The 22,772-nt window shown below is 68.2% G+C and carries 11 protein-coding genes; all 11 read right to left on the bottom strand.

The annotated features are described in order from the left end of the window. Window positions 1–10 precede the first annotated feature (10 nt). Window positions 11–607, bottom strand: a complete 597-nt coding sequence (locus DXK94_RS14495) for a hypothetical protein (protein WP_115525508.1) — start codon at window positions 605–607, stop codon at window positions 11–13. Between the two features lie 119 nt (window positions 608–726). After that, a complete protein-coding gene (locus DXK94_RS14490) occupies window positions 727–5,172 on the bottom strand; it encodes an FtsK/SpoIIIE domain-containing protein (RefSeq protein ID WP_115525507.1) in 4,446 nt (1,481 codons plus the stop codon). Next, the gene (locus DXK94_RS14485) at window positions 5,169–5,873 is read right to left on the bottom strand and encodes a hypothetical protein (RefSeq protein WP_079595600.1); all 705 of its coding nucleotides are present in this window, start codon (window positions 5,871–5,873) and stop codon (window positions 5,169–5,171) included. Before DXK94_RS14485 ends, DXK94_RS14490 begins: the two co-directional genes overlap by 4 nt. A 45-nt stretch (window positions 5,874–5,918) precedes the next feature. Next, window positions 5,919–7,682, bottom strand: coding sequence for a serine/threonine-protein kinase (locus DXK94_RS14480; protein ID WP_115525506.1), 1,764 nt, complete (start codon window positions 7,680–7,682; stop codon window positions 5,919–5,921). Next, window positions 7,679–9,658 carry an FHA domain-containing protein gene (locus DXK94_RS21275; protein WP_147294387.1) on the bottom strand — a complete coding sequence of 660 codons (1,980 nt, stop codon included), beginning with the start codon at window positions 9,656–9,658 and terminating at the stop codon, window positions 7,679–7,681. The genes DXK94_RS14480 and DXK94_RS21275 overlap by 4 nt, the downstream gene beginning before the upstream one ends. After that, window positions 9,645–10,670, bottom strand: a complete 1,026-nt coding sequence (locus DXK94_RS14460) for a PP2C family serine/threonine-protein phosphatase (protein ID WP_258868560.1) — start codon at window positions 10,668–10,670, stop codon at window positions 9,645–9,647. The genes DXK94_RS21275 and DXK94_RS14460 overlap by 14 nt, the downstream gene beginning before the upstream one ends. Next, window positions 10,667–12,232, bottom strand: coding sequence for an RDD family protein (locus tag DXK94_RS14455; RefSeq protein WP_395929418.1), 1,566 nt, complete (start codon window positions 12,230–12,232; stop codon window positions 10,667–10,669). Before DXK94_RS14455 ends, DXK94_RS14460 begins: the two co-directional genes overlap by 4 nt. Then, a complete protein-coding gene (locus tag DXK94_RS14450) occupies window positions 12,229–14,853 on the bottom strand; it encodes a transglutaminase family protein (protein ID WP_115525501.1) in 2,625 nt (874 codons plus the stop codon). The genes DXK94_RS14455 and DXK94_RS14450 overlap by 4 nt, the downstream gene beginning before the upstream one ends. After that, window positions 14,850–16,181, bottom strand: a complete 1,332-nt coding sequence (locus DXK94_RS14445) for a DUF58 domain-containing protein (RefSeq protein WP_115525500.1) — start codon at window positions 16,179–16,181, stop codon at window positions 14,850–14,852. Before DXK94_RS14445 ends, DXK94_RS14450 begins: the two co-directional genes overlap by 4 nt. Window positions 16,182–16,234: 53 nt before the next feature. After that, window positions 16,235–17,206 (bottom strand): MoxR family ATPase, encoded by a 972-nt coding sequence (locus tag DXK94_RS14440; protein WP_115525499.1) that lies wholly within the window; start codon window positions 17,204–17,206, stop codon window positions 16,235–16,237. 43 nt (window positions 17,207–17,249) lie between these two features. Then, the coding region (locus tag DXK94_RS14435; RefSeq protein ID WP_147294386.1) for an Ig-like domain-containing protein at window positions 17,250–22,772 on the bottom strand (5,523 nt) is incomplete at its 5' end.

Below are 22,772 nucleotides of genomic sequence, written 5' to 3'. Positions count from 1 at the left end.
GAGTCCAGGGTCAGTGCGCGCGGAGGCGGTTCCTGCCCCACCAGGTAAAGACGCCTCCGCCGAGGCCCACCAGGAGGACGCCGGCCGTGACGGCCGCCAGGTTGGGTGCGCCCGGGCCGTGGCTGCCGGGACGGGTCACCGCGGCGGCCTGGGTGGCCTTGGCTGAGCGGGTGACGGGCTTGTTCCAGTTTGATTCCGACGACGGTCCAGCCGTGGAGGGACTGACGCCGGCCGGGGTGCCGGTTTCGGGCGGGCCGGACGTTCCGGCGGGGTCCGGAGCGTCGGCATCAGCCGGTTCTGCGGGCTCGGGGACCACAGTGGGGGCTGCGGGAGCGGGCGCGGAGGGCAGCTGGGGCTGCGGGGCCACCGGAGCAGGGTCGTCGGGTTGGCCGGGGGGATCGTCGGGATCCCGGGGCTTCTCTGTACGCTCCGTGGTCTTGGTTTCCGTTGGTTCCGCAGGATAGGTGGTGCTGGTAGTGGCAGAACCTGTTGGCTCGGGCGAATCAGCGAAGGCGGCTCCGCCTGCGGGAAGGGTCAGCGAGAGCGCCAGTACGGCTGCTGATGCGGTTGCCGAGGCAGCGCGGAGTATCGGGGAGGACGCGGTCATGGGTACCTTTCGACGCGCGCAGTCCCCCGTCTGCGGCTTTCTGGTGTCCCTGCAGTCTTCTACAACACGCCGGAGGGCCGCAAATCCATCGAATGTGCGGCCCTTCGGTTATATGGTTCCTAGTCCCGGTTTTCGGGCGGCAGCGCCACCTGGATTTTGCGCGCCTTTCCGCGGCCCACCACGTATCCGCGGCCCGGGATGAAGTCCGGGCTGACCCGGCCCAGCGACGTGTTCAAAAGGCTGTCGCCCTCGATGTCGCCGGGGTTCAGCAGCAGGCCCCGGCGGCCGGACTTGAAGGGCTGGGCGAGCTGCCATGCCGAGGACCAGGTGGAGGTTTCCGACTCCCCCACCACCCATTGGTCCGCTTTGATGGACGCGGTGACGAGTTGTGCCACGCCGGATTCTGCCAAGGTATCCGTGTATTCCGTCAGGCCTTCGATGAAGATGGCCAGCCGGCCCGGGTTTCCGGAGGAATGCGCCACCAGGTCCTGCACCACCTCCGCCAGGTCATCGGGTCCCACCACGGAGCGGTTCCACAACGGCAGCGAGGCCACCGCTGAGCGCCGGGCGCCGAGGTAGATCAGCTCGGTTTCGGGGTTGGACCGGCGCAGGGCGTAGGCGAGCGTCACCAGGGCCACGGTGCGGCCGGCGCCGGGAGGCCCTGCCAGCAGCAGCGGACCGCGGGCCATGATTCCCGCGGGCTGCAGGGTTTCATCATCGACGCCGATAACCGGCACGTCCGGGCCGCCGGCCGGCAGCACGTCCAGTTCCACCTGGTCCGGAAGCCGCTCGATGGCAGGCGCTGCGTCCAGGCCCTGGCGCAGCATCGCTTCGCTGAGCTTGTGCACCTCGCGTGCCTGCAGGGCCAGGTTGGAGTTTCCGCCGAGCACGGCCAACTGGACTTCCAGCCCGTCCAGCAGTCCCCGGCCGGGCGGGGAGGTGGCGCCCAGGACGTCGCGGGGCACGTCCAGGGAGAGGTAGTCGTCCTCGGAGGACAGGCGAAGCACCAGCCGCCGCTGGATGGAAGCGAGCAGCGACGCAGGCACGGCGTTGGGCCGGTCCCCCGTCACCACCAGGTGGATACCCAGGGCACGGCCGTCGGTTGCCAGTTGGAGGAAGATGTCCCACAGTCCGGACAGCCGGCTGTGCTCATAGGCCTCGCGGAACGCTGACATGCCGTCCACCAGGACAAAGATGCGCTTCTCGTCGGGCCTGTTGGCGAGCTTCCTGTACTCCACGATGGTGGATGCCCGGACTTCGGCGAAGCGGGCGGAGCGCTGGTCGGCGATGTCGCGCAGGAGGCGCAGCAGGCGGCCCACCCGTTCGACGTCGTCGCCGTCGATGATTTCACCAACGTGCGGAAGTTCTTCCAGCATCCGCAGGCCGGCCGAGCCGCAGTCGATGCCGTAGACGTGGACGGGCCCGCCGCGGGGCGTGACGGCGGCGGCGATGGCTATCCCGCGCAGGGCGGCGGATTTTCCGGACCCGCCCGTGCCGTAAATGGCCATGTTGCCGTCCTTGTCCGGCTCGTAGAACACCGTGGGCTGGTCCTGCCGGACGGGGTCGTCGGCCACGCCGAGCAGGAGCTGCTCGTCGGTACGGGGATTGGGCAACCTGGAGAAGTCGTAGGTTTTGGCCAGTTCGTCCAGCCATGGCTTGCGGGGCGGCCGGATGGCGAGCGCATCGGCGGCCCGCGCGATGTTTGCCGTCATCCTGGCGATATCGTTGGGCCCGGCAGGTTCGGCCACTGCCGGTTTTTTCGGGGCGGGCGCTTCCCAGCTTGGCCCTGACCCGAAAGCCATTTCCACGATGTCGATCTGCGGACGCTGCGGTTTGTCGGTGGTCCATCCGCCGGCGTAACCGGTCTGGAACCCCTGGATGCGGCCCGGGCCGGTCTTCGCGGCGCCGCGCCCGGGAATGCCCGGGTCGAAGTAGGCGGCGTCGGGCACGCCCAGGATGTCGGTGGCGTCTTCCTCGTCCGCCATGCGCAGGGCCACCCGGAGGTTGGTGTTGGCGCGGAGGTTGTCCTTGATCACGCCGGCGGGCCGCTGGGTGGCCAGGATGAGGTGCAGGCCCAGGGACCGGCCGCGGGCAGCGACGTCCACCACGCCGTCCACGAACTCGGGGACCTCGCTGGCGAGGGCCGCGAATTCGTCCACGATGATGATGAGGTAGGGCGGCGCCTCGGGGTCGGCCTCGCGCTGCAGCGCCAGCAGGTCCTTCGCCTTCTTGCGGTTCAGCAGGTGCTCGCGGTAGTGGAGCTCAGCCCGGAGCGACGTCAGGGCGCGGCGCACCAGGTGCGGCGAGAGGTCGGTGACCAGGCCTACCGTGTGCGGAAGGTTGATGCAGTCGGCGAAGGCGGCGCCGCCCTTGTAGTCCACGAACAGGAAGCTGACGCGGTCCGGGCTGTAGGCGGCCGCCATCCCCATCACCCAGGACTGCAGGAACTCGGACTTGCCGGCGCCGGTGGTGCCGCCCACCAGGGCGTGCGGGCCCTCGTTCTTCAGGTCCAGGTACAGCGGCTCGATGCCCTTGGACCCCACCAGGGCGCGGAGGGTGCCGTTGTCCTTCCGGTTAGGCACAGCGGTGGCGTGGACGGAGTTGTTTTCCGTCCAGCGTTCGGCCACTGCCTGGGGATTGTCCAGGAAGTCCTTGCCGATCAGCGTTGCATAGGAGACCGCGCGGGGCAGGTCCGAGTCGTCGTTCACCGGCTTGCCCACATCAACCACGGGGGCGAGCATCCGTGCCAGCTGGCCGGCGAGTTCGGCGTCCACGCTCTCGCAGCTGACCGGGTAGGTGTGGCGGCCCAGGCGTACCTGGCCGGTGGTGGTGCCGTGATCGCCGTCCACCACCATAAAGTCCCGGCAGGCTGCCGGCAGGGCCTGGACGTCAGTGGCCACCCACATGACGTGGACGCCGGAGTCGGGTCCGCGTTCGGCAAGCCTGGTGAGCCGTCCGCGGTCCACGGGCGCGTCGTCCTCCACGATGACCAGCACAGAGGGCAGCACCGGCGCTTCAATCTCATGCTTGGCGGGATCCACAGCGGGACGCAGGTCCGGGGCGGACCGTCTGGCGGCCGCCTCCCGCGCGTCGAGCAGGTCCTCGAGACGGGCCACGAGTGAGGAGCCGCCGGCTGATCCGGCGGCGAGGTGGTCGCCGGAGAGGGGGCTGTGGCCGGAGCCGACGTGCGGCAGCCACTGCAGCCAGTTCCAGCGCTCCCGCGATTGCGCCGAGGTGATGGCGGTGAGGACCACCTCCGCGGGCGAATGCAGCCCCACAAGCTGGAGCACCATGCCGCGGGCAACGTCGTCCACCAGGCCGCGCGCGCCGGCCAGGCCGAGGGAACCGGAGGTACGGAACTGCGAGACCACGGGCACGCCTTCGATGTCCCGGAACTGCTTCAGGCAGTCCTGGATTTCGCGGGTGTACTGGACTTCGGTGTCGGTGCTGGACGGTTCTTCCAGCTGGATCCGCGACGGCGCCGTCCCCAGCCCGAACCGCAGGCCCAGGAAGAACTCGTGCTCCGGGCGGTGGGTCCAGAGCAGCGGTCCGAGCTTGTAGATGGCATCAACGGTGTCACTGACCGACGGTGCTTCCTGCAGGCGGACAGCACGCTCCACCTGCTGGGCTTCGGTGAGGTCCTGCCGGAAGGCCGCCATGGAGGCCCGGAACTGCTTGAGTGCTTCCTTCTGCTGGCGCCTGCTCCGCATCTTCTGGTCCACATAATGGCCCACCACGAACAGCGGCATCATCAGCATGAACACCATCGACAGCGCGTTGCGCGTGACGGCGAAAATGACGGCACCCATCATCAGCGGGGTGATCAGCATGATGTAGGGGAAAGGCTGGTCATCGGGCCGTTTGGGCCCGGCCGGAACCACCCGCTTGGGTTCCTCGAACCGGGGCACCACGCGGGGTGACCGGTTGAAGTCCACAAGGGGCGACGTCGGGGCTGCCGCGTGGTTGTGCCCCAGCGGAACCACCGTCACGGTGGTGTCGCCCAGGGTGACCGTGTCCGAGGAGTTCAGGGTGGCGCGGGTGACGGGAAGGCCGTCCATCAGGAGCCCGTTGGCCGAGTTCGTGTCCACGATCTCCACGCTTTCGCCCACGGTGATGCGGGCATGGCGCTTGGAGGTCAGGGGGTCAGTGAGCCGGATGTCGACGTCCCGGTCCCGGCCGATGTAGCTGGTGCCGGTGGGCAGGGAAAATTCCCGTCCGACGTCGGGCCCGGACAGTACACGGAGGGTGGCGGCGGCCGGCCCGCGGCTGGCGCCGGGAACATGGAACTGTTCGCTCACCTGGGCCAGCGATACCACCGAGCCCGGGCGGAGGCCGGACTCGAGGAGGTTGTCGGTGCGGGTCAGGACGTTCCCGCTGATGCCGGCGCCCACGAAGGCCTCATCGATGCGCAGGGAAAGGTTCTCCGGCGCAGGGGTGCCCTTGCGGTCCGGGTCCGCAGCCCAGAGCACGGCGGCGATGTCAGCCACCGTGGCCAGGCCGTCCACGGTCACGGCCAGGTCCTTGGCTTCGGCGGGTTCCCTGCGGAGTGTCAGCCGGATCCTCATCCTTCGTCCACGCCCCTCATCTTCTCGAGGAGGTGGAGGTCGTCCGGTGTCACCAGGTGTGAGGTGACGGCGTGTTCCACGAGCCGTGCCCGGCGGTTGGTGGCGAGCTTGCCGCCGCCGCCGCGCAGCCCCACCACGCCCACGCGGTCCAGTTTGTCGCAGACGTTGTCCAGTTTCCGGTTGAAGCGGGTCAGGGCCCAGCCCAGGGTCTTGGCCGCCGCGGCTGAGGAGGGAATGGCGCTGAACCCCGTCCCTTCCCGGCGGAGCATCGGCTCGGCAAGCGCCACAATGAGGGCCTTCTGCGAATCGGTGAACACCACCGGGCCGATGGTGGTGTCGCCGTTGCTGTCGCCGTCGCGCGCCTCCTGGCGGAAGGAGGGGGTCTTCAGGTGCACCGCAAACTCGTACGTTGTGGGACCGGCCGTGAAAATGATGTTGGTGTGGCTGAACACCAGCGGGATCCGGGCGCCGGGCGAGAGCCAGGCCTGCATGCCGCCCGAGGCGTCGGCAACGGTGGCGGACAGCATGCTGCCCACGTTGCTCAGCCACCAGATACCGTCGTAGCGGGCCACCTGCAGGAACTGCCGGTGCAGGTACGGGTTGTCGTCCACCTCCAGGTCGCCTTCACGGCCGATGTTGAAGACGTCCTCGTCCGACGGCTCGTACCATTCACCACAGAAATCTATTGCTAGATCCCCCATGCTCTGTGCCTCCTCTGTGGGCAATGTGCTTGTGTCATACGCCGGCTAATCCTCCAGGCAGGCGATGGAGTCCGGGCCTCCCGGAGAAGCGCTGCCGTCGGCCCGTACCAGGATCACCTGAACGCAGATGGGCGGCTCGAGAAAACCGGAGACGAAGGTACTCTCCGTGAGTACGGTTTCATACTCGCCGTCCGATTTCGCCGACTTGGTCCGGTACTTGTACGTGTCATCCTCCTGCGGCTGCGGGTTTGTCCAGGAGAATTCGATGATGTTCCGGTCGTGGGACGTCCGCGCCGCGGCAAGGCCTTCAACGTCGGGAACGGTGCCGCTGTCGAGGGCATCAGCGGGCGGATTGTTCACTTGCTGCGTCTCGACTGCTTCGGGCGTGTGCGGGGCGGCGTTTGCCACCACCAGGCCGACGACGGCGGCGAGCGCCAGCAGGGTCCCCCCGGAGAGGGCGAGCCAGAGGTTGCGCTTGCCGTGGTCCCTGACGGGCGCCACGGCTGGTTCGTCCACCCTTGCCGGCCGGTGGACAGTGGTGTCAGCGGCGCCGGTATAGGAAGCATCGGCGGCGTGCGCGGGCCCGCCGTCATGAGGAGCCGCGCTCCCCGCGCCGCCGCGCAGGACCGTAGCCTGGGCCCATTCCTGCGGGCCGCCGTCGTGCCTAACGTCCTGGGCCGGGAGGCCGGCGGGGACCTGCGGGGCGGGCGCCGCCGGGGACGCGGGCAACGCCCCTGCTGCGGGAAGGCGCGACGGCGGTGCGGCGCTTCCGGGGCCGCCGGTTCCCCGGTTGTTGCCTCCCTTGCTTGTGTCCTGGGGCCACGTGCGTGCCGGAAAGGTGGGCGCGCTGCCTGTCCGCTCGGGATCGATGGCGGCGATGCTCCGGACACGGGTCTCCTCGAAGCCGTCGTCCGGGTGGCTGTCCTCCTGGTGCGGTTCCTCCAGCACCTCGAAGGGCGTGACGGAGAGGTTGAGCTCGGCCTGGATCCGCTGCAGGGCAAGGGCGAAGGCGTGCGCGGACGAGTAGCGGGACTGCGGGGACTTTGCCATCGCCGTGGACAACGCCAGTTCCAGGGACTCGGGCACGTCGGCGCGGCCGAGCCGGGGCAGGGCCATGGTGCTGATCCGGTTGATCAGCTCACGCTGCGAATTGTCCGCGCCGGGCATCACGAAGGGCGACCGGCCGGCGAGGAGCGTGTAGAGCGTCGCGCCGAGGGCCCAGACGTCCACCATCACGCCGTCCACGCTGCCGTCCCTGAACTGCTCCGGCGGCGACCACGGGATGGACATGCCCGAGTCGTCGTCGGAGTCGCCGGCCAGCGTGCCGGAGATTCCGAAGTCGGTGAGCGCCGGGCGGTTGTAGTCGGTCACCAGGATGTTGGCGGGCTTGATGTCACGGTGGGCAATGCCTGCGCGGTGGGCTGTTTCGACGGCGGACGCCACCTGGATGCCGACGGCCAGGACCTCATCCACGCTGAAGCGCTGACGGCGGTACCGGACGTCAAGGCTTGGCCGGGAGCAGTATTCCATGGCCAGGTAGGAGTGCCCGGCGTCGGTCACTTCCGCTTCATAGATCGTGACGATGTAGGGGTGCGAGGACAGCTGCGCCATCAGGTTGGCCTCGGACTCGAAGCGGCGGCGGGCGCCCTCGGTCTTCAGGTCCGAAAGCAGCACCTTGACGGCGACTTTCCGCCGGGGCCGGTCCTGCTCATACAGGTAGACGTCGGAGAACCCGCCGGAGCCGAGCAGGCTGATGTACGTAAACCCCGGGATGTGGGGCGGCGGCGCTACAGGCCGTTTGGAACTCAAAGAATCTCCTCAAAACGCAGCGAGATATTGTCTCCCAGTTCGGCGATGTCGCCGTCCAGCAGGATGGCCATCTCGTTCTGGGCCAGCCGGCGCGGCGGCTGGCCGTCCCGCACCAAGACGGTGCCGTTGGTGGCCTTCAGGTCGCAGAGCATGACGTGCCAGCCTTCCAGGCGGACTTCAACATGGGAACGGGAGATGTCGCCGCCGGGACTCGCCACCTGGACCAGGCGCGGCATAACGCCGCCCTGCACGCGGGATACGGACGGCTGCCGGCCGATGACCAGGGACTGGTCCAGATCCAGCAGCTCGCCGGTGGACAGGCGCATCCGGCCCAGCCTGGGACGGGCCACCTGGACGGCGTCAGGCAACAGCGCCTCTCCGCATGCTGCGCAATGGGCACGGGTGGGAGGGTTCGCATGGCCCTGGGCACAGACCCGGGCCAGCACAGTGGGCCCTGCGGCGGGATCCGCGGAGACGGCCGGGGCGGGATGGGACACCATGCCGGCGAGGCTGCCCTTCATCACGGTCTGGCCGTCGTGGTCACCGTCAAAGTCCACTGCGGCCTGTGGATGCGCCCCTCCTTGCCAGCCAGTCCCTTCCGGCGGCGTTGTTCCCGCCACGGGTGCCGGCACGTCCGACGGCGGTGTTCCCGGGGTTGGCGGGATTGAGGGGGTTGGCGGTGCTGGAGGCGCGGCGATGTGCGCCGCCGCGGTTGGGGTTGCGGTGATGTGCGCCCCCACCTGCGCCTGCGCCTGGCCGGAGGCTGGGTTTCCCGTCCGCCAGGGTACGGAATCAATGAGGGTCCCGGCCTGGCCCGGGCGTGCTGCTGACACGGGCCCGTTGCCGGACCCGGGCCGGTGCCCGGGACCATCAAGCGGACCGGAGCCCGACGCGCTTGCGGAGTCCCCGCTGGTGGCGGGCACGCCCGGCACCTCCCCCTCGTTGGCGGGTTCAAGCGCCGCCCGCTGGGCCGCCGGCTCCAGGGCCGGGGCTTGGGCGGCGACCTCGGCCGGGGCCCGGGAAGAGGCCTGCGCAGCCTCGTCCGCCTCCGCGTCTTCCCGTACGGCCGCATCTTCGATGTTCCGTATCACCGTGCGCTCCCACAGATGATCATAGGAACCCGTGAGGTCGCTGGCCGTCACAGTTCCAGCCTGTGCAGACCCCGCTCCGCCAGATGCGCTGCCTGCCTCCAGTGACCCTGATTGGGAAGCGTCGTGCGGCGTGACGGATACCTGCGGACTCGAGGATTCCGGGGCGTGCCCCGCATGGCCTTCCACCTCCTGCTGCCCGCCGAAGCCCGCATCGTCGTGGTCCGTTTCGTTGTGGTCCGGATCGTTGTGGTCCGCCTCGTCGTCGATAACCTCGAGCACTGTTTCCGCTGACACCCCGTGCTCCGGCGACACCGTCATTTCCAGAACATCCGCTTCGGCTTCAACTTCCAGGTGCCCTTCGAGGGCGGTTTCGGCGTCAACCTCTCCCTGAAGTGCAGCGGCGCCGACTGTCGCCTGCACTGAGCCGGCTCCTGCCTGTCCCGTAGCCAGCGCAAGGGTCAGGGACTGCAGCAGGACCGCCCCCTCACCCAGCGGAAGTTCCCGGTGCCCCTCGGAAGCAGCGTCCGGAATGGTGAGTGTGCACTCTCCCGGCATGTCGAAGCGGCGTTCGTTCCAGGTAGTGACGTCCCGGCCGTTGAGCTCCATTGTGCCGGTCGGCAACGCGACAGTGAGCTCCAGTTCCCCCCGCAGGAACACCCGCAGGGGCCCGGTGAAGTCGAGGATGCCGAAAGACGGGATGCTCGCCAGGGAGCCGCCGGAGCTGCTGGTGACGGCATGCAGTACTTCGTGGACCTCGGGTGTGTCCGCCAGCAGCGTCCAGAGCGCATCGGCAAGGGCGGGCGGTGTGTCCGGGCCGAGGAGGACGGCGGTCCGGGAACGGACGATGCCCAGCCAGGTGCCCGGTACGTAACTAATGCCGGCCATGGTCGGGCTCCCCGTTGTCGTCGCTGCCCTGTTCATTCTTCGTTTCCTGGCCCTGGCCGTTGTTCGTTTCAGCACCCTGGTCCGGCGTCTGCCCCGTGTGCTGCCCTGCGTCGTCCTCCCCTGCGTCCTGCTGAGGCAGCGGCTGGGTGGCCGACTGCACGGCCTGCGAGCGGGGCAGCGTCACTTCGTCTTCCGCGGAGGAGTCGAGGCGCGGCGCGGTGGTGGCCGCGCCGGCGTCGTTCAGGACGTTGCGGGCATCCACTACGATCACCGTGACGTTGTCCCTTCCGCCGTTGCGCAGTGCGGCCTGGATGAGGGCATCCACGGCGTCCTGCGGCTGGCCCACGGTGCTGAGGATCCGGAAGATATGTTCATCGCTCAGTTCTGAGGTGAGCCCGTCGGAACACACCAGGATGCGGTCCCCTTCCTCAACGGGAAGAAGCCAGTAGTCGGCCTCCGTCTCGTCTCCTGTGCCCAGGGCCCGCGTGACCACGTGGCGCCGGGGGTGCACAGTGGCCTGCTGGGGGGTGATCTCGCCGGCATCCACGAGTTCCTGGACTTCGGAGTGGTCAACACTGATCTGTTCGAACCGGCCCTGGCTGAGGCGGTAGGTGCGGGAGTCGCCGATGTTCATGACCAGCCAGTAGGGCACGCCCATCTGCTCCACGATTACGGCACCGCTCAGGGTGGTGCCGGCGCGGGCGCCGGTGGCTTCCCGGATGGAGTTGTCCGCCCGGACCAGGTATTGCTGGAGGACCGCGGCCGTGGCGGTCCGCTCGCCGGTGGTGAGCTGGGGCATGGCGGCCAGGGCGCGGACGCACAGTCCGCTGGCCACCTCGCCGGCCTCGTGGCCGCCCATGCCGTCCGCCACTGCGAAAACGGGATCGGAAGCAATGTAGGAATCCTCGTTCAGCTCCCGGCGGAGGCCCCGGTCGGTTCCGTAACCGCAGGTAAGGCTGAGGCCCGGCCCCGGCTGCATGGTGGAGGGAACGCTGGCGGGCTGTTGGTTCATGCCTGTCCTAGGTAAAAGGTTCGGTCTCCAAAATGAACACTGGATCCCGGGGTAACAAAGGTGGGGACACCCGGCACAAGTGTTGTGCGGAGTCCGTCTGGGGTGGTCACGGCGCTGCCGTTGGTCGAATTCCGGTCGGTCACCCAGATTCCTGCGCCGTCCGTGAGCAGGTGCAGGTGGGTCTTCGAGATGGAGCGGCCGGGATCGTCAACGGCCAGCAACTGCGCATGCTGTTCACCGGCCTGGCCCACAGGGTTGCGGCCCACCAGCACGCTGCGGTCCAGCTGGAAGTCGCGGCCGTCGTCGAGCCGGATCCTCAGGACGGCAACGGGAGCAGGGCCACCGGTTCCCGGCCGCACCTGCGTGCGCTCGACGTCGTCGTCCGGGTGGTACGCCCGGACCTGCTGCGGGGCCGGTGACTGTGGAGCAGCCGGAGCCGCTTCCAACCCCGCGCCGGAGGGCGGCGCAAAGGACGCCGGGGCGGTGTACGGCATCGTCTGGGAGGGCAGCGTAACGCCCGGCGCCTGCGTAGTGGCCACCGGCGCCTGGCCCGGACTTGCCGGGCCCTGGGCATTGATGACCGTGGGAGCTTTGGCACCGGCCACCGGCGACAGCACCTGCTGCACGGGCGGCAGGTCCAGCGGCGCGAAACTGTAGGGCCCCTGGATGCCGCCGGTGGTGATGGGGTCGCGGCCGGCCTTCACGTCAAAGACAAGCGTCTTGGCAGCGGCATCGTGCCACCCCCGAAGCCGGCCGTTCTTGTCCCAGCTGTTGGATACCACCACCAGCACGGCCCAGGCCGCGCCCACCAGCATCAGCGGCGTGAGGATGAACAGGGCGGGACCGAACCATTGGAAGACCACCACCAGGATCGCCGCGAGCAGCGCCAGCAGGATGCCGGCACCCGTGACCAGGCCACGCAGGAAGACGGCACCTGCACCGGGGGCGTAGCCGTCGTTATCGGCGCTGCGGATGCCCATCAACAGGTTTCCCGGAGTCTTGCCGGTCCGGGCTTCGATTCCCATCACCACGAAGGTGTAGACGAGGGTAAGCCCCAGTCCGATGCTGCCGAACAGCACCAGGGACGCTGTGTCGTAGGTGATAAACCCGCCGCTTCGGGTACGGGTGATCCCCGCAAAACCAATGGCGAACGTCACCACCAGCACTGCCAGCGGCGGCAGCCAGTCAACGACGGCGGCACCGAGCCGCTTGCCCGCCGTGGCCGGAACAAGCTGAAGGTTTGTTGCCATTCCCGTTCCTCCCCCTGGAGCGGCACCCACCTGGGCAGTGGAACCGCCGGAACTCCCCTGCCCCGTGCCCGCGATGCCCGCGGCGTGATGGGCCGGGGGCGTTTGTACTACCGGGATAGTACCGGGAATCGCCGGCCCGTGCGCGGCGCGCAGGCCGGTACGGGAGTCCACGCCGTGGTTCGGCCTGCGGTCCAGGTTGCTGGTGCTCCGCGCCGACCGGTTGGGCAGGGGCGCACCACAGGCCGTACAGAAAGCCGCCCCCGTGCGGATCAGTTGCTGGCATCGCGGGCAACGTTCGGCGTCGGAGGTCACTGCGTCATGGGTCCTTGCGTGGGAGGTGCTGTTGTGGGCGGTTGTCCTGTGCCCGGCTGTTCTGTGCCTGGCTGTCCTGTGCCCGGCTGTCCGGCCGGCGGGGCCTGCGGTGCAGGACCGTCAGCCGGCTCCTGCCCCGGCCCCGGTCCTGCCGCGGCACGGCGCCGCCCGTGCAACGTGATGGACGGCAGGGCCGGCAACGCCAGGCGTGAACCCCGCAGGTTGAGGACCGTGCGGGCATCGGCAAGGAGGGAACGCGGGGAAAACCTCGCCTGTTGCCGGCGCCAGAATCCCATCGTTGCGGTCATCTCAGTCAGGGAGCTGTCCACAATGGTCCAGTACTCCCGGACCTCGTCCTCGGTGGGCTGGCCGGCACCAAAGATCGACGCGTCGGCCCGTCGTGCCAGCAGGGTGGTTGTTTCCCTGCTGGCGGGGAACGCCTCGGCCAGGACCGCGGCGCTTTCCCGGCGCGTGGCACGGGTATCAACGGCGGCGCCCAGGTCCGTGGCAAGGCTCACCACCTCGCTCCAGCCTCCGCCGACCCGCTGCGCAGGGTGGCCGTCGCTGAAACGCGACTTGCGGCGTCGTGATTTCAGCAGGGCAATCAGCAGCAGCGGCAACGCAAGGATGGACAGCGGGATCAGGGCGACGCCCAGCGCGCCCAGCAGGGCACCCCAGAACAGCCAGGGATTGTTCTTCTTCTGGTCGGCGTCCAGCGCATCGGGCGAGGAGTCCGGCGGAAGGTCCGCGGGCTCCTGCGGCGGGGGCGGCGGCTGCAGCACCTGAGGCTTGGGCTTGGACTTGTTTTCCGGGTCCGGCGGGATGGGAACGTTGTCCTTCGGCGGGGTGGGGTCGAAGCTGACCCAGCCCACGCGTTCGAAGGCCACTTCCACCCAGGCATGGACGTTCTTGCCGGTGATCTTGACCGCGCCCGCACCGTTTTCGGGGCTGGTGGGATCAGGGTAGAAGCCCATCACCACGCGGGACGGAATGCCCAAGTGGCGGAGCATCAGGGACATGGCGACGGCGTATTGCTCGTCGTCACCAAGCATCTGTTTCGCCGTCAGCAGGTTTCGGATCCGGGCGGAACCGTGGCCGGAGACACTGGGCAGCTGGCCCTCGCTGACCAGGCCGTTGCTGAATGCGCCGGTCTTCTGGAAGTGCGCTTCGATCTGGCGCACACGGTCAATCGCGGTGGGCGCATCCGCGGACAGGTCGTTGGCCTGGGACGCTACGACAGGCGGCACCTCCAGGGCGTCCGGCAGGGTGATTTTGGCGAAGTCGTACTGGGTGAGCTGCCCGTGTTCCAGCTTGACGGGGTCGGACACCTGCACGCTGTAGGAATCGCCGCGGGACAGCCCGTTGGTGGTGACGGCGGTGTCCGTGCCCGAGTTGAAGTAGAGGCCGGAGGCTGCGGCGGAGGCACCCTGGTCAAAGCTGAGGCCGGTGGTTTTGCGCCCGCCCGGAACAAAGAAGCCCTGGTAGTCCTCGATGGTGATGTTGATGGCGTAGTCGTTGGTGGGCACGGTCCCGGAGGTGTCGGCCAGCGTGTTGATGGATTCGGTATCGCCCACCTTGCTGAAGTTGCCCGATCCGTTGGGGTCCATGTTGTAGTTGGTGCCATTGAAGGCGTCCAGCGCCCCCAGGCGCACCCGGGCATCGCGCGGGAGGCCCTTGACGACGAACAGGGTGTCGTCCTTCTTGTCCTTGACGAAGGTCCGGAAGCTGGCCAGCGGAGTGATGTAGTCCTTGGGGTCGAACGGCGGGACCACCACGTTCCGCAGGACTTTCCGGTCGTTGCCGGCGGTGACCAGCGGGGCGGACAGTGCGGTGACGGCGACGCTGACGGCGATGACGCCCGCGGCCATTCCCAGCCGCCGGACCTTGGCACGGCGGGCGGTGGAGGAATCCGTCTGCGGGTTGTTCACCGAGACCTTGCGTGTGCTGTTCCGCCGCAGGGCGTCCCGGCGGAACGTTGCCCAGGCGATGCCCAGGACCGTGAGGCCGATGCCGCGTTCGAGCGTGAGGAACGCTGCGTTGGTGCTGAACGCGATGCCCGTGACGAACAGGACCAGCACGGGAAGGAGCGGAAAGTAGGGGCTCCTGGCGCGCCAGGTCAGGACCGCAGCGATCAGCGCGGTGATCATCGAGCTGAGGAAGGGGACGATGAGCACGCCGCCGGCCGTTCCAACCGGCACGCCGACCGTGAGCATGTCCTTCCACGCGAAGACGATGCCCAGCAGCAGGATCAGCAGCGAGTCCAGGGTGGGAACAAACCCCGCGATGGCCGAGTCAGGGACCGCCAGCAGCGTGCCGAACACCAGGTAGGCGCCCAGGGCGAGGGCTGTGGTGATCAGCAGGCCCAGGCGGAGGTGGGCATTGACGACGCCGATGGCCAGGCCGAGGATAATCCCGCCAAAGCCGGACAAGAGGTAGTAGGGATCGCCGCCGAAGCTCAGCCCGAAGCCGAGCAGGCCCAGACCCAGCAGGACGGTCAGGGCGCCGGCGTCGAGCACGAAATGCCAGAGCGGCTGGCCGTCGTCAAACGGCGACCCCTGCTGGTTCCTCGCGGCGGCGCGGCGGGAGGTCATGCGCGGGCCCTGGCCCGGTGCGGAGCTCATGCTGCCGCCTTTCTCAGCACGATGGCAAGGTCGGCCAGGTCGCCAAGCGTCAGCACCGTCAGGTCTGCGATGTTGGCCCTGGTGGGGGCGGCCCCCGCCTCGATCCTCACGGCGAGACTGCGGACGCCGGGCGGAACAGACACCGCCGCGGAACGGAGCTGCGTGGCGGTCACGTTGCTGCCGATCACGAAGAAAATGACGGAGGCGTTGGGGACAGTGTCTGCCAGGGTTCTGGCGAGGTCGACGGCGGTGCGGCGCATGGGAGTGCCGACAATCCTGGTCATGTCATCCAGCATGTTGCGGCCGGTTTCGCAGCGCAGCGGGCCTTTTTGGGTGAGGATATCCAGTTCCCGCTGTTCACGGATGGCCTGGCGGCCGATCGATGCTGCCGCCGAGATGGCCATCTCGAATTCGGTCTCGGAGGCATACTCATCAGTGTTGATGGACAAGGAGATGGCAAGGTGGGCGCGGCGGGTTTCCTCGAACTGGCGCACCATCAGCTTGTTGGTCCGCGCGGTGGTCTTCCAGTGGATGTGCCGCCGGTCATCACCCGGGACGTAGTCGCGCAGGGCGTGGAAGGACACGTCGGCGCTGGACAGGTCCGTGGTGGGCATGCCTTCCAGGTCGCGGATGAATCCGGCTGCGGAACCGGCGAGGGCAACGGTGCGGGGGTGGACGAAGAGGTCTTCCGGTTCGGTCCACAGGACCTGCCGGCGCAGGAGGTGCAGCGGGTCCGCGCGGACGGAGCGCACGGGTCCCACCACGATCACGGCGCGGCGGGCCGTTGGGATGGTGAACAGGTCCTCGTGGACCTGCTGAGGTTTCATCCGGGGAAGGTGGAACACCGCCGTGGCATTGCCCACCGGCAGTTCCAGTGCTGCCGGCAGCAAAGGACGGGCTGACGTGTTGGACACGGCGATGCTGCCCACAGCGCTGTCCCCGACGGCCACCCGTGTGCGGGCGAGGTCCAGCACCACTCCGTAGGAGGATCGGCCCAGGATGAAGCCCACCGCAACCAGGAGCATGACGAAGGCTGCAATGGCAGCTGCCTTGGCCTCCTGCCAGCCGAAGGCCTGGCCTGTTGCCCAAAGCAGGATGGAAGCGGCAAGCACGGACCAGCCCAGGACGCTGACCACTGACAGGACCGGCCAGGCGTACTTCAGCCAGGCCCCGCGGACCGCCCGCCACGCTGGTGCCAGTGCCAGTCCGGCCGTGCTGCTCGCTTCGGCCCAGACGGCGGCCGGGTGCAGCCGGGTGGGCTGGCCGTTCCTGGCGAAGGGTTGCTTGAGACGCTCCGTGAGACGGATCAACGGGGTGCCGCTGGACATATGTGTGCCTTCGTTATGTTGCGCTGGATTATTTTTCGCGGGGGTGGCGGCGGTCAGGCGTTGGTGCGCTGCTGCGGGGCGGCGACGTCCGCGAGGATACGGGTCAGCACAGCCCCGGCTGTGGCTCCGGAGAATTCCGCTTCCGGGTCCATCACAAAACGGTGCGTCCACACCACGGCAGCCAGTTCCTTGATGTCGTCCGGGAGGACGAAGTTCCGTCCCTGCGAGGCGGCCCAGACCTTGGCGGCACGCACCATCGCCAGCGCGCCGCGGACCGAGACGCCGAGGCGGGTCTCGGGGGCGTTGCGGGTTTCTTCACACAACCGGGAAATGTATTCAAGGACGGCCGTGTCCACATGCGCCGTGGCGGCGAGGTCGGCCATGTCAGCGACGGCCTGCGTGGTGATGACGGCCGACAGTTCCTTGGAACGGTCCTTGAGGTTGGACCCGCCCAGGAGGCGCACGGTGGAGGCGTGGTCCGGGTAGCCGATGGACGTCTTGATCAGGAAGCGGTCCAGCTGTGCTTCGGGAAGCCGGTAGGTGCCGGCCTGCTCAATGGGGTTTTGGGTTGCCATCACCATAAACGGCCGGCCTGCCTCGTAGGTGACGCCGTCCACCGTGACGCGGGATTCCTCCATCACCTCGAGCAGCGCGGACTGGGTCTTGGGCGAGGCGCGGTTGATTTCGTCGGCGAGGACGATGTTGTTGAAGATCGGGCCCTTGTGGAACTCGAACTTCTGCGTCTTCTGGTCATAGATGGTCACGCCGGTAACGTCCGAGGGCAGCAGGTCCGGGGTGAACTGGATGCGGTTGTTCGAGCCCTGCACCGTGGCGGCGAGGGCCCTGGCCAGGGACGTCTTGCCGGTACCCGGCGCGTCCTCGAACAGCACGTGGCCCTCGGCGAGCATGGCCGTGAACGTCAGCCGGATGACGTGTTCCTTGCCCAGGACGGCCTGGCCCACATTGGCAACGAGTTTCTCGAACGTGTCGGCAAACCAGGCGGCCTGCTCGGTGGTCATGGTCATGGTCAATCCTTTGCTTGATGAGTAGGGGGAAAGCAGTAACGGGCTAGCGCTGCGGCATGCCGGCGGGCGGGCCTTGGCCGTCCCTGTTGGTGGTGTCGTGACGGACGTAGTTGCCGGCGGCGGGACCGCTGGTCAGGTGGTACCAGATGCCGGATGGGTTCTCCGAGGTCTTGTACCAGACCACATAGAAATCTGACTCGGACGGGGTGTTTTCGGGCAGCCACTTGCCGGGGCTGACGCAGCTGGACGGGTTGCCGGCGCGGAAGCTGTCCACGCCGTAACCGGGCTCGGTGCAGCTGCGGACCGGTGTGGCGGTGATGGTCCACGAGGTGGGTTGCGGAGGCGGTGGCGCCGATCCGCTGCGTGACGTATCGCTACCGATCCGGCCCGGCTGTCCGGCGCTGACGGCCCGCACCCGGAGGGTATGGGTTTCGTTGTAGCCGGCACCCGTGGAGAAGGACCGCGCATCGGTATTCGTCCAGGCACCGCCGTCGAGGCTGTACTGGTAGCCGGTCACGGGCCGGCCATTGCCGCTGGGCTGCGTCCAGGTCCAGGAAACCGACCGTTCCCCCTGGGGCTTGCTGGCCCCCGTCACCACGGGAGCATCCGCCAGGCCGTACGGGTTGACGGAGTTGGACGGGGCGCTGGCATCGCCGGCAACGGTACTGCGGGACGACACCGCCCACACCACAACTGCAGTGTTAGTGCCGTTGGGGGCTGCCACCACGCCTCCTCCTGCCGGGATGGTTCCGGAGCCGCCTCCGGACGTGAGCCTGTACTGGTAGGTAATTTCGGCCGGGGCGGACCCGTTCCTCTGCGCTTCCGTCAACACGGTGAAGCGGACGTCGATCTTGCCGCCGTTGCCGTCGGTATCCACCAGGGCTGCCGTGGGGGCAGCCACGGTTCCTGGCTTGCCCACGGCACGGATTGCCGCCGATTGGGCACTGGTTGCACTGGTGCCCGCCTTGTTCGTGGCGGAAACCGTGAACGTGTAGTTGGTTTCCGAGTTGTCCACCGTCACGTTCTGGGACGTGCCAGCCACCTGCTGGCTGTTGACCACAGCACCGCCGCGGAGGGTGGTCAGGGTGTACGCGGAGACGGCGTCGCCGTTGTTGTTCGGCGCCGTCCAGGTCACCTTCATTTGGCTTTGGCTGCCAACCGAGGATGCCTGGGCAGCGGTCGGCGCCGCCGGGGTTGCGGGGACGCCGGCCGGCACTTCGGCAGCCGAGTACGGGCTCCACTCGGACGGTTCCTTGGCATCGTTGCGGGCCAGGACCCGGACCTTGTAGGAGACGCCGTTCTGCAGGCCCTTCCAGACGTAGCTGACAGCCGTCAGGTTCTGGATCTGGGCGTTCTGCCCTGCCGGCGGCGGCGAGATCTCCAGGTCGTAGGACTTCACCGGGGAACCCTTGCTGGCCGGGGCGGTCCAGTTGATGGACAGCTCCTTGTCGCCGAACTTCAGCGAGGGCGCCAGCGGGGTGTCGGGCTTGACGTCGGGCCGGACCTCGGCCGAGGCCGGGGACCGCTCGGACTCGCCGAACTCGTTGGTGGCGGTGACCTGGAAGTGGTATTTGGTGTTATTGACCAGTCCGTTGAGGGTGCAGGTGTTGGCGGGGCAGTCCTGCTGGAACCCGCCCTCGCCGTACACCGTGTACTTGGTGATCGGGGAGCCGCGGTCCGCCGGCGCCGTCCAGTTCAGGAGGGCCGTCCGGTCCCCCACGCTTTGCGCCTGCGGGGTGGCGGGCGCCTGCGGCTTGTCCTTGACGGTGAGCCGGACGCGGGCCGTCGCCTGCCGGGAGGAATCCCCTGTCTTGTCGGCCACTGTATAGGACACCACCATGGTTCCGGTGAAGCCCGGCGCCGGGGTGACCGTCACGGCGTCACCGTTCACGTCAACGTTGCCGCTGCCGGTTTCCGCCCCGGCCGCGATGATCTTCAGCGGCGTTTCCGGGAAGGGGTTGGCGTCGTTGGCCAGGACATTGACCGTCACGGGCTTGCCGGCGGCAGCGTTGTCCTGGACATCGTCATTGGCCACCGGTTTGGGCCGGTTGGACGCGGTAACTGACAGCTGGTACGTGGCCACTGCTTCGAGCCCGCGCGGGTCCCTGGCCTTGACCTGGACGGCCGCGGTGGTTCCGGTGCCGCTCGAATCGGCTGCCGATACTTTGAGGGTCTTGCCGTCGACGCTTGCGTTGAAGCCGGCGGGTGATCCTCCCAGCAGCTCATACTTCATCTTTTCGACGTCGTCCCGGTCAGGATCTGAGGTCAGCTTGCCCAGATCGGTGCTGGCGGCGTCACCCTTCGGCACCTCCACGCTTGAGCCCAGGAGCTCCGGCGGGTTGTTCCGGTTGGGATCGGGCAGCACCTTGGTGCGGATGCTGAGCGTGGACTTCAGGCCAGCCGGGTCGTCCGGCCCGGTCCCGTCCGTCACCTCGAAGGTCAGTGACCCCGGCCCTACATAGTCGGTACCTGCCGTGTACTTCAGTCCGGTGCCGTCGCCCGTGACGGGATCGCTGCCGTCCGAACCGATCAGCTTGATCCGGTCAGTCTGCGTCAGCCGCGGTGAACGGCCCTCCCGGACCTTCACCCACTCGTCCAGGTCGACGTCGGCGGACTGGCCGGCGATGACCTCGATGACCTCGTCCTTGGCCAGGGTGGGCACCTGCTGGCCGAGCCCCGGAACCCAAATGACCGCCGTCGACTGCTGGCCGTCCACGTCCTCGACGGTGTAAGGGATGAGCTGCGGCTGCTCGGTAAGGTCCACGATCATGGTGCCGTCGGCCCCTGGCCGGGCGGTGGTGGCCTCCGTGCTGATCTGCAGGTTCTCCCCCACGCCGTCGGGATCCTCGTCGTTCTTTAGGACGGGGACGTCCACTGCGGTCTTTCCCATGGTCTGCGCGGACGTGACCCTGTCGTCACGGGCGATGGGCGCCTTGAGGGGCACCTCGTTGTCCACCACCACCCGAATGGCGGCCTGGGCTGACGCGTCCCTGTCGTCGGCGATGGTGTACCGGACGTTGACGGTTCCGGCTTCGCCCGGTGCCAGCAGGATGATCCTGCCGCTGGCCTTGCTGACGGTGGCCTGCAGTGCCGGGTCTGCTTCGATGCCGTCCGTCAGGATGCGGATGAGGTCGCCGTCCGGGTCCGTGTCGTTGCCGGTGGCGTCGACGGCGATCTGCCGGCCCGGGCGGACCCGCACCTCGTCATCCACGGGGGTGGGTTTCTGGTTGGTCTCGCCGCGCGGCGCGATGCCCACAGTCACCGTTCCGGTGTTGACAGCCCCCTGGCGGTCAACCACCTTGTAGCGGAAGGTGTCTGTTCCGGCGCCGTCCCCGGCTGCCGTGAAGTCGATGAAGTTGCTGCCGACGGCGGCCGTTCCCATCGCCGGGGTGCTGTCGATGCCGGTGAGCTGGACCGAGTCGCCGTCCGGGTCGATGCCGTCCAGGGGAACGGGGATCCGGACCGTGCCGCCGGCCACCACGCGTGCGGTGAAGTTTCGCGGCTGCGGACGCGAGTTTTCGGCACCTTCGAGCGGAAGGATATGGATGGTCACCGCGGCGGCGCTCTTCTGGCCCTGCGGATCCACGGCGTTATAGATGGCACGCACCGTTTTGGGCTGGCTGCCGGCAATGAACCGCAGCGTGTTTTCCGAGACGAAGCTCTTGCCGTCCACCGGGTCCACGCCCTGCGGCAGGACCGGATCCACGGTGAGTTCCTGGCCCTGCGGGTGGGTGTCGTTGTCGAGCACCGGGATGGTCACGACGTCGTTCACGCGGACGTTGACCTCGTCCGGTTTCGGCTGGGGGGCCTCCACCACGGCGGGGGCCGGGACCGGGACAACGGAGACGCTGCCCGTGGCCGATTTCCTGCCGTTGGACATGGTGTATTCGAACAGGATGGGGTCCTTGGTCCCCAGGATGTCCGTGATGCGCAGGACGCTGTGGTTGATGACGCTGACCGATGCCGTGGAGTTTTCGGGCAGCCTGACGGACTGGAGTACCAGGACCCCGCCTGACGGATCGGAGTCGTTGGCGAGGGGGTCCAGCAGCACGCTTCCGCCGGTGGGCATCAGCGCCACGTCGTGGACGGCGACGGGGTTGCCGGTCTCATCCCCGGATTCGACGTCAACGCGGATCAGGCCCTGGCTGCTCTGCGGGCCGTTGCTGGCGATATAGGTCAGGTACACGGGGCCGGGGGTGGTGCTGCGGAAGGTGAACGTGCCGCCGTCGGTGACCGGGCCGAGTTCGGCCGGGCCGTTTGCCTCCACCTGGGCGAGCCGGAGGGCGCCGCCGTTGGGGTCCACGTCGTTCTTCAGCGGGGAAATGACCAGGTCCTGGCCCACCACTGCCGTGACGTGGTCGGCATTGACCACCGGCGCTAAGGCTCCCGGCGGCTGGACGTTGACCACGACTTTTCCGGTCACGGTGGCGCGGCCGTCCCAGATGGTCACCTCGACGTTCTTCTTGCCGGCCGTGGCGCCCGAGTCCTGGAACGTCAGGAGACCGTCGCGGCGGATTTTCACCTGGTCCTGGTCGTTGTCTGCCTTGGCGTCAAGGAGGACCAGGTCGTCGCCGTCGGGGTCGATCCAGTCCGTGAGGATGTTCTGGCTGACGGTCTTGCCCTGCTCCACCAGCATGGTGGTGTCATCGCCGCGCTTGAACTGTGGCGGCTTGTTCTCGTCAGGGCCCACCACGCTGAGCGTGACCTGGCCGCCGGCCGAGAGGCCGCGGCCGTCCGAGGCGTTGTAGTTGAACGTCTCGGTGCCCGGTTGCGCATCTGCCGGGACAGAGACCTGGAAGGCCGTGCCGCCGTAGATGTTCTCCAGGGTGCCGGATTTCGGGCCCGTATCCGCCAGGGCGGCGGTGAGGACGTCGCCGTCGGGATCGGAATCGTTGTCCAGGACGCTGAGGACGGTGGTCCGTCCGGGGCGCACGCCGACGGCGTCGGGCTTGGTTTCCGGCGGACGGTTGGGTTTGGTGCGGTCCGGCAGGACGTTGATGGTGTTGTTGTCCGCCGATTCCTGGTCCTGCTCGTCGGATTCGTTCTTGGGTGGAATGACGTCGTCCCAGTTGTTCACGAGCTGCATGTTCTGGTTGACCAGCCACACATTGCCCGAGTTCACATCATTCAGGACCACCAGGTCACGGTTCACCCGGAAAACATACGACGGCGACGCACTGGCCTTGGGCACGTCCACGTTCTTGTCGTCAGCGTCGTTCGTGCAGTCACGGACGTACTTGTTCGCCCCTGACCACGCCGCGTGCACACACCCGCCCAACTGCACCGGCGCAGCCGGGACACCCTCGCCGTCGATCGCCACCGTTTTGGCCGTGCCGGCGTCGAGGGGCTGCTTCAGCAGCGCCTTCTGCGTGGAAACTGCTACGAAGTCGCTGGCGGGACCGCCCTGCTGCAGCTTCGCCTCGCGGGCGTTGTCCAGCTGCAGCCGCTTCCCGCCCGGCAGGAACAACTCCCCCGCAGCCGCATCAAGAACCACCGGCTGGTCCCCCACCACCGTGATCTGCAGGTCGCCCGCGCCCTTCAACTCGCCCCACGTCTCGGACTCCGA

The organism is Arthrobacter sp. RT-1 (assembly GCF_003367205.1).
In the GTDB taxonomy this organism is placed as follows: Bacteria; Actinomycetota; Actinomycetes; order Actinomycetales; family Micrococcaceae; genus Arthrobacter.
The sequence above is the reverse complement of the archived record's forward strand: the minus strand, read 5'-3'. Positions and strand labels throughout refer to the sequence as shown.

Coding starts and splice junctions, on each gene's coding strand:
- DXK94_RS14495 (WP_115525508.1), bottom strand. CDS start 607: ATGACCGCGTCCTCCCCGATACTCCGCGCTGCCTCGGCAACCGCATCA.
- DXK94_RS14460 (WP_258868560.1), bottom strand. CDS start 10,670: ATGAACCAACAGCCCGCCAGCGTTCCCTCCACCATGCAGCCGGGGCCG.
- DXK94_RS14440 (WP_115525499.1), bottom strand. CDS start 17,206: ATGACCATGACCACCGAGCAGGCCGCCTGGTTTGCCGACACGTTCGAG.
- DXK94_RS21275 (WP_147294387.1), bottom strand. CDS start 9,658: ATGGCCGGCATTAGTTACGTACCGGGCACCTGGCTGGGCATCGTCCGT.
- DXK94_RS14445 (WP_115525500.1), bottom strand. CDS start 16,181: ATGTCCAGCGGCACCCCGTTGATCCGTCTCACGGAGCGTCTCAAGCAA.
- DXK94_RS14450 (WP_115525501.1), bottom strand. CDS start 14,853: ATGAGCTCCGCACCGGGCCAGGGCCCGCGCATGACCTCCCGCCGCGCC.
- DXK94_RS14490 (WP_115525507.1), bottom strand. CDS start 5,172: ATGAGGATCCGGCTGACACTCCGCAGGGAACCCGCCGAAGCCAAGGAC.
- DXK94_RS14485 (WP_079595600.1), bottom strand. CDS start 5,873: ATGGGGGATCTAGCAATAGATTTCTGTGGTGAATGGTACGAGCCGTCG.